This is a genomic window from Rhodococcus sp. CH91 (genome assembly GCF_022554085.1).
Classification (GTDB): Bacteria; Actinomycetota; Actinomycetes; order Mycobacteriales; family Mycobacteriaceae; genus Rhodococcus.
The window spans coordinates 292,557-305,558 of sequence record NZ_JAKFYR010000006.1; the positions used below are offsets into that span (position 1 = coordinate 292,557).

The following is a 13,002-nucleotide window of genomic DNA, read 5'->3' on the forward strand; positions in this document are numbered from 1 at the left end:
CACACGGGTCCCGTAAGCAACCCGTCCAGAGTAGGCCATATACCGTACGCAGGGCAAATTAGCGAATTGTGATGTGGCTCCACACCCCGGAACCGGGCGTGTCGCCACCCTGCGACGATCGGGCCTACCGGACGCACAGCACCCCACCACCCGAGGGCCGGGTGGTGGGGTGCTGCATGATCTCGTTTCTCGCCGAGGACGAGGAGGCCTACTTGGCCTTCTCGAGCACCTCGACCAGACGCCAGCGCTTCGACGCGGACAGCGGACGGGTCTCCATCAGCTGCACGCGGTCGCCGACACCGGCCAGACCGTTCTCGTCGTGCGCCTTGACCTTGGTCGTACGGCGGATGATCTTGCCGTACAGCGGGTGCTTCACACGGTCCTCGAGCTCGACGACGATGGTCTTCTCCATCTTGTCCGAGACGACGTAACCGATGCGGACCTTGCGGCTCGCGCGCTGTTCCTGGTTGCTCACTGTCTTTTCCTCACTCATGCCACGTCACCCGCATTCGGGCCGGTGGCCAGTCCGAGCTCGCGCTCGCGCAGCACCGTGTAGATGCGGGCGATCTCGTTGCGCACGACGCGAAGCCGACGGTTGTTGTCCAGCTGGCCGGTGGCCATCTGGAAGCGGAGGTTGAACAGCTCTTCCTTGGCTTCGCGGAGCTTGTCGGTCAGCTCTTCGTCGCTCAGCTCGCGGAGTTCCGCGGCGGGGGTACCGGTAGCCATCAGAACTGCTCCTCCCTCGTCACGATCCGGCACTTGCAGGGGAGCTTGTGCATCGCGCGACGCAGGGCCTCGCGGGCAATCTCCTCGTTGGGGTAGCTCATCTCGAACAGCACGCGACCGGGCTTGACGTTCGCGACCCACCACTCCGGCGAACCCTTACCGGAACCCATGCGGGTTTCGGCCGGCTTCTTCGTGAGGGGACGATCCGGGAAGATGTTGATCCAGATCTTGCCGCCACGCTTGATGTGCCGGGTCATGGCGATACGAGCGGACTCGATCTGCCGGTTGGTGATGTAGGCCGGCTCGAGAGCCTGGATGCCGTAGTCACCGAATGCCACCTGGGTTCCGCCCTTGGCGGCACCCGTACGGCTCGGATGGTGCTGCTTGCGGTGTTTGACCCGCCGGGGGATCAACATTGCGTCAGCCCTCCTTGTTCTCGGTCGAAACAGGAGCGTCGCTCGATGCGGCGCGGCCTGCCTCGGTGCTCGTCGCGGTGGTGCCCGACGCGCCGGAACGACGCGGGCGGCTCGGACGCTCACGACGCGGCCGGTCTGCGGGAGCGGCTGCAGCAGCAGCGAGCTCACGACGGCCACCGACGATGTCGCCCTTGTAGATCCAGACCTTCACGCCGATACGGCCGAAGGTGGTCCGTGCCTCGTAGAGGCCGTAGTCGATGTCCGCGCGCAGCGTGTGCAGCGGGACGCGACCTTCGCGGTAGAACTCCGAACGCGACATCTCGGCGCCACCGAGGCGGCCCGAGCACTGCACGCGGATGCCCTTGACGTTCGGCTGACGCATGGCCGACTGGATGGCCTTGCGCATCGCACGACGGAAGGCAACACGGTTCGACAGCTGCTCGGCCACGCCCTGCGCGACGAGCTGAGCCTCGGACTCGGCGTTCTTGACCTCGAGGATGTTCAGCTGGACCTGCTTACCGGTCAGCTTCTCGAGCTCGGCGCGGATGCGATCGGCCTCGGCGCCGCGGCGGCCGATGACGATGCCCGGACGAGCGGTGTGGATGTCCACACGCACACGATCGCGGGTGCGCTCGATCTCGACCTTCGCGATGCCGGCACGCTCGAGGCCGGAGGCCAGGAACTTGCGGATCGCGACATCTTCCTTGACGTAGTCCGCGTACTGCTTGTCCGCGTACCAACGAGACTTCCAGTCGGTGGTGACGCCCAGACGGAAGCCGTGCGGGTTGATCTTCTGGCCCACTACTGAGCTCCCTTCCGGCGGTTGCGAGTCGAAGTCGACCGGGACTCGACACTTTCCACGATCACGGTGATGTGGCTCGACCGCTTGCGGATGCGGAACGCACGGCCCTGGGCGCGCGGCTGGAACCGCTTCAGGGTCGCACCCTCGTCCACGTACGCGGTCGCGACGACGAGCGTGCTGGGGTCGAGGTTGTAGTTGTTCTGCGCGTTCGCAGCGGCGCTCGCGATCACCTTGGCGACCGGCTCGGCCGCGGCCTGGGGCGCGAACTTGAGGATGGCCAGGGCCTCCTCGACGGACTTACCGCGAACGATGTCGACGACGCGGCGCGCCTTCATCGGGGTCACGCGCACGTGGCGCGCAACAGCCCGAGCGCTGTTGGTGGTGGTTTCAGTGCTCATCGACGCTTGCTCTTCCGGTCGTCCTTGATGTGGCCCTTGAACGTACGGGTCGGCGCGAACTCACCGAGCTTGTGACCGACCATGGACTCCGAGACGAACACCGGCACGTGCTTGCGTCCATCGTGGACAGCGAACGTGTGACCGATGAAGTCGGGCAGGATCGTGGAACGGCGCGACCAGGTCTTGATGACCTGCTTGGTGCCCTTCTCGTTCTGCGTGTCCACCTTCGCCAGGAGGTGGTCGTCGACGAACGGGCCCTTCTTGAGGCTGCGTGGCATTCTCTAACTCCCTCCTTGACTAGCGCTTCTTGCCGGTACGGCGACGACGGACGATGAGCTTGTCGGACGCCTTGTTCTTGCGGGTGCGGCCCTCGGGCTTGCCCCACGGGCTGACCGGGTGGCGACCACCCGAGGTCTTGCCCTCACCACCGCCGTGCGGGTGGTCGACCGGGTTCATGACGACACCACGGACGGTCGGGCGCTTGCCCTTCCAGCGCATACGGCCGGCCTTGCCCCAGTTGATGTTCGACTGCTCGGCGTTGCCGACCTCGCCGACGGTTGCGCGGCAGCGCACGTCGACGCGACGGATCTCGCCGGAGGGCATACGCAGCGTGGCGTAGGTGCCTTCCTTACCGAGGAGCTGGATGCTCGCACCGGCGGAACGCGCCATCTTCGCGCCGCCACCCGGACGCAGCTCGACCGCGTGGATGGTCGTACCCGTCGGGATGTTGCGCAGCGGCAGGTTGTTGCCCGGCTTGATGTCGGCGTTGGGGCCGGACTCGATCGGGGCGCCCTGCACGAGGCCCTTGGGGGCGATGATGTAGCGCTTCTCGCCGTCCACGTAGTGCAGCAGTGCGATGCGGGCGGTGCGGTTGGGGTCGTACTCGATGTGAGCGACCTTGGCCGGCACGCCGTCCTTGTCGTTGCGGCGGAAATCGATCAGGCGGTAGGCGCGCTTGTGTCCGCCACCCTTGTGACGGGTGGTGATGCGGCCGTGTGCGTTACGTCCACCGCGACCGTGCAGCGGGCGAACCAGCGACTTCTCGGGTGTCGACCGAGTGATCTCGGCGAAGTCCGACACGCTGGCGCCACGGCGGCCCGGCGTAGTCGGCTTGTACTTACGGATTGCCATGAGTCTTCTCGTCCTCTATCTCTCGAGAGTTCCGATCGCTACGCGACCGGGCCTCCGAAGATCTCGATGGGCTTGCTGTCGGCGGCGAGGGTCACGAGCGCGCGCTTGGTGTCCTTGCGCTTGCCGTAACCGGTGCGGGTCCGCTTGCGCTTGCCCTGACGGTTGGCGGTGTTGACGCTGCTCACCTTGACGCCGAAGACCTTCTCGACGGCAATCTTGATCTGCGTCTTGTTCGAGTCCGGGTGCACCAGGAAGGTGTAGGTGCCCTCTTCCATCAGCCCGTAGGACTTCTCGGAGACGACGGGAGCCAGCAGGATGTCGCGAGGATCGGCGATCGTGCTCACTTGCTCTCCTCCTTCACTTCCTGGCCGGACTCGGCCGGCCCGTGGATGAACGTGTTGAGCGCCTCGACGCTGAACACGACGTCATCGCTGTAGAGCACGTCGTAGGTGTTCAGCTGGTCCGGTGCGAGCACGTGGACGTTCGGCAGGTTCTGCGCGGACTTCCACGCCGTGAGGTCCTCACGGCCGACGACGAGGAGCAGGTTCTTGCGATCCGTGAGCTCACCGAGGAAGGTACGTGCACCCTTGGTCGACGGGGTCTGGCCCGCGACGAGCTCGGTGATCACGTGGATGCGCTCGTTGCGCGCCCGGTCGGAGAGAGCACCGCGCAGAGCGGCGGCCTTCATCTTCTTGGGGGTGCGCTGGCTGTAGTCGCGCGGCTGCGGGCCGTGGACGATGCCACCGCCGGCGAACTGCGGCGCACGGGTCGAACCCTGACGTGCGCGGCCGGTGCCCTTCTGGCGGTACGGCTTCTTGCCACCGCCGCGGACCTCGCCACGAGTCTTCGTCGAGTGCGTTCCCTGACGAGCCGCGGCGAGCTGCGCCGTGACGACCTGGTGCAGCAACGCGATGTTCGCGGGAGCGTCGAAGATCTCGGCGGGGAGATCGACGGAACCGGAGGTCTGGCCACCGGGGGCCTTGACGTCCAGCGTCAGCTTGGTTGCGGTCTCGGTGCTGGTCATGCCCGTGCACCACCCTTCACTGCGGTCTTGACGATCACGAGGCCGCCCTTGCGACCCGGGATCGCGCCCTTGATCAGCAGCAGACCGTTCTCGGCGTCCACCTTGTGGACCGAGAGGTTCTGCGTCGTGATGCGGTCGGAGCCCATGCGGCCGGACATGCGCGTGCCCTTGAACACGCGGCCCGGGGTGGCGCAACCACCGATGGAGCCCGGACGACGGTGCACTGCCTGCGTACCGTGCGACGCACCCTGGCCGGCGAAGCCGTGACGCTTCATGGTGCCGGCGAAGCCCTTGCCCTTCGAAGTTCCGGTGACGTCGACGTAAGCGCCGTCCTCGAAGACCTCTGCGGTGAGTTCCTGGCCGACCTCGTACTCCGAGGCGTCCTCGACACGGAGCTCGACGAGGTGGCGGCGCGGCGTGACGCCGGCCTTGTCGAACTGGCCGCGGACCGGCTTGTTGACCTTGCGCGGCGCGATGGCACCGTAGGCGAGCTGCACGGCGTTGTAACCGTCGCGCTCCTCGGTGCGGATCTGCGTGACCACGTTCGGTCCGGCCTTGACGACGGTGACCGGAACGACCCGGTTGTTCTCGTCGAAGACCTGGGTCATGCCGAGCTTGGTGCCCAGGATTCCCTTGATCTGGTTAGTCATGTGTTGTCTCCGCTGCGTCTTTCACAAGCTCGCTGTACTCGAATGTCACTGAATATTGACGTCGACGCTGGCCGGGAGATCGATACGCATGAGCGCGTCGACGGTCTTCGGCGTCGGGTCGAGGATGTCGATGAGCCGCTTGTGCGTCCGCATCTCGAAGTGCTCGCGCGAGTCCTTGTACTTGTGCGGCGAGCGGATGACGCAGTACACGTTCTTTTCGGTAGGCAACGGCACCGGGCCGACCACGCGGGCACCCGTACGGGTAACCGTCTCGACGATCTTGCGCGCAGATGCGTCGATCGCCTCGTGGTCATAGGCCTTGAGCCTGATGCGGATCTTCTGTCCCGCCACGCTTAGTGTCCTTTTCTTGCCGCGTTTCGTGATCCCCGGCGAAACCGGAAACCACCTCGTCTGCACAGTTCCCCACGGAACGGCGACCGAGAACAGCACTCGTACACATTGCGAGCCGGACGTATCCGATCCGCTGCCGCTGTTCATCTGTCATTGTTCTCCGGTCCACGCGGTCGGGCGTGTCGGCCCGCCGCTCATTCTCCGGCGCCGAGGCTCGAAGGCTTCGACACCGCACAGAACGGAACCGGCTGCGCTCGTGCGAGCGCACTGGGGTACTGCTTCCGTCTTGCATGTGGCCGCGACCAGGCCGTGAGGCTCGATCCGCGACTGTCACGTCTTTCCCGTTCCGAGCCGCGAAACATCCATGGCCCGGTCAAGGCAACCCGACCAGTATGCAGGAGCCCGGCGCAGAGTTCAACTCGCGACGGTGCGCTGCAGTTCGGACGTCACCCGATCGGATTCATCGGCGGCGTCCGCACCGGTGCGGCCGCCCCTATCGTATTGGTCGGGTCCGGACCCGGCCCCGGCGGTACCGGCCCCACCTCGGGGATCCGGGCCGCCTGCGCCACCAAGTGCGGAGCGTCGCGCCATACGGGCAGCGCCTCCTGCACCTCGAGACCGAGCGCGATCAGCTCCGCGTCCTGCCACGGCCGTGCACCGAGCTGGATGCCGACGGGAAGCCCTGTCACCGACGAGTATCCGGCGGGCAGTGTCACGACGGGAGCACCCGCGTAGTTCGCCCAGCGGACGTCACCCGTCACCCCGAGCGTGACGCTCACACCCAGGAACTCCTCGCGTCGAGCACCGTCGACGGAAGTGCCGGGCAGCATGATGGCGTCGAGATCGTGATCGGCGAACATCCGGTCGTACTCGCTCTGGTAGCGCAGCCGGTCGCGCTCGAGGGCGAAATAATCGGCTGCCGGAACGGCGAGCGATGCAACGGCTGCGCCGGCCAGCACCGCGTTCTCCGGGCGGTACAGGCCGATCCGGTCGGTGAACTGCTGGTGGTACGCGCCCATCTCCACCATGTCGCCGGTGGCGAGCGAGGCGGGCAGCGAAGGCATGCTCACGGACACGATCTCGGCTCCGAGCGAGCGGACGACCTCGACGGCGGCATCGACGACTCGTTGCACGGGTTCGGCCGGTTCGGGCTCCGGGTCGGCCACGACCCCGATCCGTATCCCCGCGAGGGGCCGGGCGCCGCCACGGGCCGTCAACGGGAAACCACCCTCCGGAACCGCAGGGCCGAGCGCGGTGATGGGATCGGCGGAATCCGTTCCCGACAGGACGGTCATGAGCATCGACGCATCCGCCAGGCTGCGCCCCATCGGCCCCACATGATCGCGGGTCCACGTCAACGGGATCATCCCGTGCGAGGTGATACGTCCGTAGGTGGGCTTGACCGAGGAGACACCGCACGCGCTCGCGGGAAGCCGGACCGAGCCACCCGTGTCGCTGCCGATCGCGAGTGGCGCGAATCGCGCGGCGAGAACGGCAGCGCTGCCCCCGGAGGAGCCACCGGGCGAGAACTCGGTGTTCCACGGGTTACCGACCTGTGGAGTGGAGACGCCGATGGCGAACTCGTCGGTGTGCGCGTGCCCCATGAGCACCGCTCCCGCACTCTCGAGCCGACGCCACACGCCGGAGTGACCGGACGCGATGTTCCCGTCGAGGACCCGGCTCGAGGCGGTGAGCGGAAGGCCCGACACCGCGAAGATGTCCTTGAGCGCGACCGGCAGGCCGCACACCAGCGGGGCGGGAACCGAGTCGCGTCGCGCCCGGGCGAGTCGCTCCCCCGCCGCGTCCGCCGCCGCATAGGCGATCTCCGGATACAGACGGACCCAGGCGCCGACGTATCCGTCGAACCTCTGCGTCCGGGACAGACAGGAGTCGAGCAGTTCGCGGGGGTGCAGACGTCCCGACTGCAGCAGGCTCGCCGCCTCCACCGCGCTCAGCTCGGCGGGATCGGCAGCGGCGATCATGTCCGGGGACGGAAGCCTGCGTGCCGGCACCGCGCGACCCGACCCGGCCGCCGCTCCCCAGGCGAGCAGTCCGCCCGCCGCTCCCCCGAGCAGACTCCGCCGAGATATTCCGTTGATCACTCCCCTACGAAACCACGATCCGGAGCTCCCGCTCCCCCGCGGTCCGCGGCCACGCGCGGGCCGGGATCGTACCGTTCGGTCCTGTCGAGTTCACACGCTGCACAGACGTCCCCGCGCAGCGGTGAATTCGGCAGCCGCTGTGACCAATGTCATTCTCCTCCGGTTCTCCGGAAGTTCACCGAGCACGGCGAGTGACGGGGCCTCTGCGGCACCGGACTGTGACCTGCGAAGGCGACGGGAGGTTCTCGTCCGCCCCGCCCGAGACCGTTCTCCCCGGTACGATTCCGACGGTGCGGGACGACCCGCCCCGATGACGGACCGAGATCGACGACGAGGTGTGATGTGAACGATCACGACCGAGCGGTTGTCGTGGAGGAGGTCCACAAGTCGTTCGGCGACGTCCGGGCTCTCGACGGAATCAGCTTCTCCGCACCTACCGGTCGCGTCCTCGGCATCCTCGGCCCCAACGGTGCCGGGAAGACCACGATGGTCAAGGTGCTGTCCACGCTGCTGCGGCCCACCTCCGGCCGGGCCCGCGTCGCCGGCTACGACGTCGTCACCGAGGCGGCCTCGGTCCGCCGCTCGATCATGATGACGGGCCAGTTCGCCGCGCTCGACGACACTCTCACCGGCCGGGAGAATCTCGTGCTCTTCGGTCGGCTGATGGGGCTGGACAGCCGGTCGGCGAGACTCCGCGCCGACGAGTTGCTGCGGGAGTTCGACCTCGTGGACGCCGGACGGCGCCCCGTCAAGGGTTATTCCGGCGGTATGCGTCGACGCGTGGACATCGCGTGCGGCCTGGTGGTGCGTCCGCAGGTCGTCTTCCTCGACGAGCCCACCACCGGCCTCGACCCGCGCAGCCGGCAGGGTGTGTGGTCGCTCGTGTCGTCGCTCGAGCGACAGGGCATCACGGTGCTGCTCACGACCCAGTACCTCGAAGAGGCCGACGTCCTGAGCGATCACATCATCGTCATCGACAAGGGCACGGTGATCGCCGAGGGCACCGCCGACCAGTTGAAGGCCTCCATCGGCGGGAGTTCCTGTGAGATCGTGCCGCTGGACCCGCGGGCCGTACCGGCGATCGTGCACGCGCTCGGCGATCTGGTGCCCGACGACGTGCGTGCGAGCCTGCGTCCCGAGGCCGGAAGAATCTCGATACCCGCAGCCGACGGCGCAGCTACCCTGGCCGAGGCTCTGAGGCGTCTCGAACCCGTCGATGTCCCACTCGCCGACATCGGCTTGCGGCGCCCTTCCCTCGACGACGTCTTCCTGCGCCTCACAGGCCATGCCGCGACGTCCTCGCCGGCCGGCGAGGACGTTCCCCTCGCCGGCACCGGAGAACGACCGTGACCACTCGGACCGGCGAACCGGCGCACGGGCCGTCCGACCCGATCGCATCGGGCCGGGGCGTGCGGGACAGGTCCCCGGGTCTGCACCGCAGAATCACACTGTCGGCCGTGGACCAGTGGTGGGTGCTCACGACCCGCTCGCTGCGCACGATGGCGCGATACGGCGAACTCGTGATCGCGGTGATCGCACCCTTCGTCTTCGGACTGGGCTTCTATCTCCCGCTCAAGTTCGTCATGCAGATGCAGGGCATCGACTACGCCCAGTTCCTCATGCCGATCATCGTCCTGCAGTCGATGGCGTTCACGGCGATCTCCGCCGCCCAGATGGCATCCCAGGAAGCGACGACCGGTTTGACCAGCAGGTTGCAGACCATGCCGGTCGCGGCCGCCGTTCCCTTGCTCGCGCGGATGACCGCCAGCATGGTGAGATCGGTGATCTCCCTCCTCGCCGCGCTCGGGTTCGGGTACGCGATCGGATTCCGTTTCTCGGCCGGCATCGGTCAGGCCGCCCTGTTCTGCGCGACCGCCTTGGCCATCAGCCTGGTGCTGTGCCTCGGCGCCGATGCGATCGGAAGTCTGTCCCGGAGTCCGGAGGCGACCTCACAGGCTCTGACGCTTCCGCAGTTGATCCTCGGAATGCTGTCCTGCGGATTCGTTCCGGAAGAGGGGTTCCCCGAATGGATCAGGCCGTTCGTCCGGAACCAGCCGATCTCGCAGTTCTCGTTCGCGATGCGCGATATGGCACAGGACGGCGTGACGTGGGAGGTCTTGCGGCCGAGCGTGTTCTGGCTGGCAGGGCTCTTCCTGATATGCCTTCCCGCAGCCGTGTGGGCCTCGACGAGGAGGAAATGAAGGAATGAGCGAGATCGTCGACCCTTCGCACCGGCTCGACCGGACCTTCGCTTATCCGGCTCCGGACCTCGTCCGCGCGGAAAGTTCTCTCGGAGCACTGTGGGAACACAGCCGCCTCCAGTGCGGGCGGCTGCTGCTGCGGTGGGCTCGCGATCCGGCCACCCTGATCCAGGCACTGATCTATCCCGCCCTGACCCTGGTGATGTTCCGCATCGTGCTCGGCGACAGCATCACGTCTGTGACGGGACACCCCTCCATTTTCGGCACGGTCCCGATGATCGTGCTGGTGGGTGCGATGTTCGGATCCGTGGTGAGCGCGGTGGGACTACGGGACGAACGCGATTCGGGTCTGCTCGCACGGTTCTACACGTTGCCCATCCACCGCTCCGCAGGGCTCGTGGGCAGGCTCATGGCGGAGACGACGCGGATCTTCGTGACCTCGCTCGTCATCTTCGCCGCGGGCATGCTGATGGGATTCCGATTCACCCAGGGCGTCGGCGCCACGGTGCTCATCTTCGTGGTGCCACTCGTCTTCGGCCTCGGTTTCGCCCTCATGGTGACGACCCTGGCGACACTGCCCGGCCGGTTCCCCCTGGTGGAGACGGTCTCGATCGTGTGCACCATGTTGATGTTCTTCAACTCGGGATTCGTGCCGGTGATGGCCTACCCCGCCTGGTTGCAACCGGTCGTGGCGAATCAGCCGATGTCCTGCGCGATCGACACCATGCGGGCGTTGGCGATGGGAGGTCCGGTCGCCGAACCGTTCGTCAAGACCCTCGCGTGGTCGATCGGGACGGTGGCGGTATTCGCATGGCCCGCCATCCGGGGGTACCGCAGGGCAGCACAGAGCTGACCCTGCGGCACCGGCACGACGATCAACGGACGGGCAGCGCCCTACCCGACCCGCCGAAGAGCGCACGCTTGAGCGAGAAGCGCTTCCGGGTGGGGTCGTACGGACGGTAGGCGAGCCATACGGCCACGTGCCCGAACCAGTGCGACAGTGCAGCGAGACGGATCCGGGCGCCCTCGATGCCGTGCACGCGGCCGGTCTCGAGCGTGGCCTTGACGTAGGTCACGAATCGGATCGGCGAGGTGTACGCACGGCGTGGTGAGACCTCGACGCGCATCTGGTCGAGCTGGGCGATCTCGTAACCCGCTTTCGCGAGACAGATCCCCAGGTCGAAATCCTCGTGGACGCCGGGATCGACGCAGACCTGGTCGCGAACGGTCTTCCAGGCGTCGTACCGGATCGCCATGTTCGCGCCGTGCATATTGGCGAGACGGCGCTCGCATCCGAGCATTCCACGCGCGACCTGCCAGTCCACGGACCAACGTTTGAGTCTGCGGTACGGCGAGTCGTACGAATCGTTGAGTCCGGTCACTCCACCCACACGCTCGGTGTCGCCGCGGCCGAAATAGTCGAGAATGTCGCGTGCCCACGTACTCGTGACCCGGGTATCCGCGTCGATTCTTCCGAGAATGTCGCCGGTGGCCTCGTCGAATCCCCGATTCCGGGCGAATACCACACCGGGTTCCATTTCGGAGATCATTCGGACGAGAGGGTGCTTTTCCGAATACGAACGAACGATTTCGGCGGTGGAATCCGTCGAATTATTGTCGACGACAATAATCTCGTGGATGTCCAGCCGCTGCTCCAGCAACGATTCCAGGCAAGGGCCGATATATTCCTCTTCGTTGTATACCGGCACGATTACCGACAATCTCGATCCCGACATGTATTCAAGGCAAGCACGCACGGGCGCGCCGTGCACCACCAGTTGCGCGCGCTGTGGCATACGACACAATTATCTGCTCGATTTATCGCCATTGTCCGGAATCAGTGGACGGACGAACATCTCGGCGAAACAGACGAGGGGCCCGCCGGAAGCGGGCCCCTCGGAAATCGGTCGCGTGACGTCCGGTCACGCTCTGCGGGTCACTCCGCGGCGGGATCGAGAGCCTTCGACAGCACCGGCCACGAATCCTTCAGATCGTCCTGCCAGTACCCCCACGAGTGGGAGCCGGAGTCGCGGAAGTTGTAGGTCGCGGGGATGTCGAGCTCGTCGAGGCGATTCTTCAGGTTGTGCGTGCAGTAGTTGGTGGCAGCTTCGATCACGCCACCGACGACCACCTGGTTCGCGAGCACTTCGACGTTCCCGTCGATGCCGGGACCGTCGAGGGTGTCGTACGGTCCGGGCAGGCCGTTGCCGTTGGAAATGTAGAGGTCGAGACCGCGGAGACCCTCGGCGTTGACGTACGGGTCGTTCTCGACCCACGCCGGATCGTCCGTCGGGCCCCACATGTTGGTGGTGTCGCCGCCGCCCCACGTCTCGACGGTCAGCTTCACGAACTGCTGGCCGATCGGATCGGAGGTCTGTGCACACCCGCTGTAGGCCGCCACACCCCGGTAGAGGCCCGGCGCAGCAATCGGCATCTGGAGCACCGAGGTGCCGGACGAGGACAGACCGGCGATCGCATTGATGCCGTTCGTGCCGAGCAGCTCGTCGATCAGCGGCGGGATCTCCTCCGTCAGGAAGGTCGTCCACTTGTTGACGCCGAGCTCAGGATCCTCGTTCTTCCAGTCGGCGTAGTAGCTCCACCGCCCGCCGATCGGCGAGACGACGTTGATGTTCTTGTCCGCGAAGAACTCGCGGGCATCGGTGCGGTACCGCCAGGTGGCACTGTCCTCGCCACCGCCGGCACCGTTGAGCATGTACAGCGTGGAGCGGGGCTCACTGATGTCGCGCGGACGCCACACATCGAGCTGCACTTCCTTGTCCATCGACGCGGAGTAGACGTAGACGATCACTTCGTGCTCGTTCAACGGCCGAAGTCTGGTGATCTTCGAACCGTTGGGCGAGGTGACCGCAGGGATGGCAGCCGTGCCATCGGTGAGCGGGTCGGCTGCGGCGACACCCGTGAAGGGAACCGTAGCGAGAGCTGCGGCGAGTACGACGCCCCCCATCAGCCCCGCGAGACGGGCCGGTCTACTGGCACGCACCATCTGTTCATACACCTTTGCTGTCGGCACCTTCGTGCAATCGAACGCCACCGGGTGAAGCTTTGATCTGCCATTCCGGTATCGGCTACCGGTTCGGTCACGTTACCTCACCGGAGAACGAGAAGATCATCCCGACGACACGGCCGCACCCTCGAGCAACCGGCGCACGATCGAGAAGACCTCCGGCGACATCATCTGCC

General features: G+C 66.4%; 17 protein-coding genes. 3 read left to right on the top strand and 14 right to left on the bottom strand.

Annotated features, from left to right (window positions below):
• Positions 1-208 precede the first annotated feature (208 nt).
• The 12 genes from rpsQ to MOM01_RS14445 all read right to left on the bottom strand — a co-directional run bounded on the left by rpsQ (position 209) and on the right by MOM01_RS14445 (position 7,600).
• Positions 209-493 (bottom strand): 30S ribosomal protein S17, encoded by a 285-nt coding sequence (rpsQ, locus tag MOM01_RS14390; protein ID WP_241386091.1) that lies wholly within the window; start codon positions 491-493, stop codon positions 209-211.
• On the bottom strand, positions 490-726 hold the full coding sequence (rpmC, locus tag MOM01_RS14395) for a 50S ribosomal protein L29 (RefSeq protein ID WP_006554603.1): 237 nt from the start codon (positions 724-726) through the stop codon (positions 490-492). Before rpmC ends, rpsQ begins: the two co-directional genes overlap by 4 nt.
• A complete protein-coding gene (rplP, locus tag MOM01_RS14400; protein ID WP_006554604.1) occupies positions 726-1,142 on the bottom strand; it encodes a 50S ribosomal protein L16 in 417 nt (138 codons plus the stop codon). The genes rpmC and rplP overlap by 1 nt, the downstream gene beginning before the upstream one ends.
• Before the next feature lie 4 nt (positions 1,143-1,146).
• Positions 1,147-1,944: a 30S ribosomal protein S3 gene (gene rpsC / locus MOM01_RS14405; RefSeq protein WP_241386092.1), complete on the bottom strand. Its 798-nt coding sequence runs from the start codon at positions 1,942-1,944 to the stop codon at positions 1,147-1,149.
• Entirely contained in the window at positions 1,944-2,342 is a 399-nt protein-coding gene (gene rplV, locus MOM01_RS14410; protein ID WP_241386093.1) for a 50S ribosomal protein L22, read from the bottom strand. Before rplV ends, rpsC begins: the two co-directional genes overlap by 1 nt.
• Complete coding sequence (rpsS, locus tag MOM01_RS14415; RefSeq protein ID WP_003938088.1) at positions 2,339-2,620, bottom strand: 30S ribosomal protein S19; 282 nt, start codon at positions 2,618-2,620, stop codon at positions 2,339-2,341. The genes rplV and rpsS overlap by 4 nt, the downstream gene beginning before the upstream one ends.
• A gap of 19 nt (positions 2,621-2,639) precedes the next feature.
• Positions 2,640-3,473 carry a 50S ribosomal protein L2 gene (rplB, locus tag MOM01_RS14420; protein WP_241386094.1) on the bottom strand — a complete coding sequence of 278 codons (834 nt, stop codon included), beginning with the start codon at positions 3,471-3,473 and terminating at the stop codon, positions 2,640-2,642.
• Positions 3,474-3,511: 38 nt separating this feature from the next.
• Complete coding sequence (rplW, locus tag MOM01_RS14425; protein ID WP_241386095.1) at positions 3,512-3,817, bottom strand: 50S ribosomal protein L23; 306 nt, start codon at positions 3,815-3,817, stop codon at positions 3,512-3,514.
• Positions 3,814-4,497 (bottom strand): 50S ribosomal protein L4, encoded by a 684-nt coding sequence (gene rplD / locus MOM01_RS14430; protein ID WP_241386096.1) that lies wholly within the window; start codon positions 4,495-4,497, stop codon positions 3,814-3,816. Before rplD ends, rplW begins: the two co-directional genes overlap by 4 nt.
• A complete protein-coding gene (gene rplC, locus MOM01_RS14435; protein WP_064063811.1) occupies positions 4,494-5,147 on the bottom strand; it encodes a 50S ribosomal protein L3 in 654 nt (217 codons plus the stop codon). The genes rplD and rplC overlap by 4 nt, the downstream gene beginning before the upstream one ends.
• A gap of 45 nt (positions 5,148-5,192) precedes the next feature.
• Positions 5,193-5,498 carry a 30S ribosomal protein S10 gene (gene rpsJ, locus MOM01_RS14440; RefSeq protein WP_003938093.1) on the bottom strand — a complete coding sequence of 102 codons (306 nt, stop codon included), beginning with the start codon at positions 5,496-5,498 and terminating at the stop codon, positions 5,193-5,195.
• 446 nt (positions 5,499-5,944) lie between these two features.
• Positions 5,945-7,600 carry an amidase gene (locus tag MOM01_RS14445; protein WP_374112305.1) on the bottom strand — a complete coding sequence of 552 codons (1,656 nt, stop codon included), beginning with the start codon at positions 7,598-7,600 and terminating at the stop codon, positions 5,945-5,947.
• A gap of 342 nt (positions 7,601-7,942) precedes the next feature.
• Between MOM01_RS14445 and MOM01_RS14450 the strand changes: the two genes are divergently transcribed.
• The 3 genes from MOM01_RS14450 to MOM01_RS14460 are packed head-to-tail and all read left to right on the top strand — an operon-like array spanning position 7,943 to position 10,654.
• Entirely contained in the window at positions 7,943-8,950 is a 1,008-nt protein-coding gene (locus tag MOM01_RS14450; protein WP_241386097.1) for an ATP-binding cassette domain-containing protein, read from the top strand.
• 41 nt (positions 8,951-8,991) lie between these two features.
• The gene (locus MOM01_RS14455) at positions 8,992-9,801 is read left to right on the top strand and encodes an ABC transporter permease (RefSeq protein ID WP_374112308.1); all 810 of its coding nucleotides are present in this window, start codon (positions 8,992-8,994) and stop codon (positions 9,799-9,801) included.
• 4 nt (positions 9,802-9,805) lie between these two features.
• Positions 9,806-10,654, top strand: a complete 849-nt coding sequence (locus MOM01_RS14460) for an ABC transporter permease (protein WP_241386098.1) — start codon at positions 9,806-9,808, stop codon at positions 10,652-10,654.
• A gap of 22 nt (positions 10,655-10,676) precedes the next feature.
• On the opposite strand, the gene MOM01_RS14465 is transcribed toward MOM01_RS14460, so the two are convergent.
• Together MOM01_RS14465 and MOM01_RS14470 are read right to left on the bottom strand one after the other, a co-directional pair.
• Positions 10,677-11,597 carry a glycosyltransferase family 2 protein gene (locus MOM01_RS14465; protein ID WP_308196989.1) on the bottom strand — a complete coding sequence of 307 codons (921 nt, stop codon included), beginning with the start codon at positions 11,595-11,597 and terminating at the stop codon, positions 10,677-10,679.
• Between the two features lie 140 nt (positions 11,598-11,737).
• The gene (locus MOM01_RS14470; protein WP_241386126.1) at positions 11,738-12,766 is read right to left on the bottom strand and encodes an alpha/beta hydrolase; all 1,029 of its coding nucleotides are present in this window, start codon (positions 12,764-12,766) and stop codon (positions 11,738-11,740) included.
• Positions 12,767-13,002: the final 236 nt, after the last annotated feature.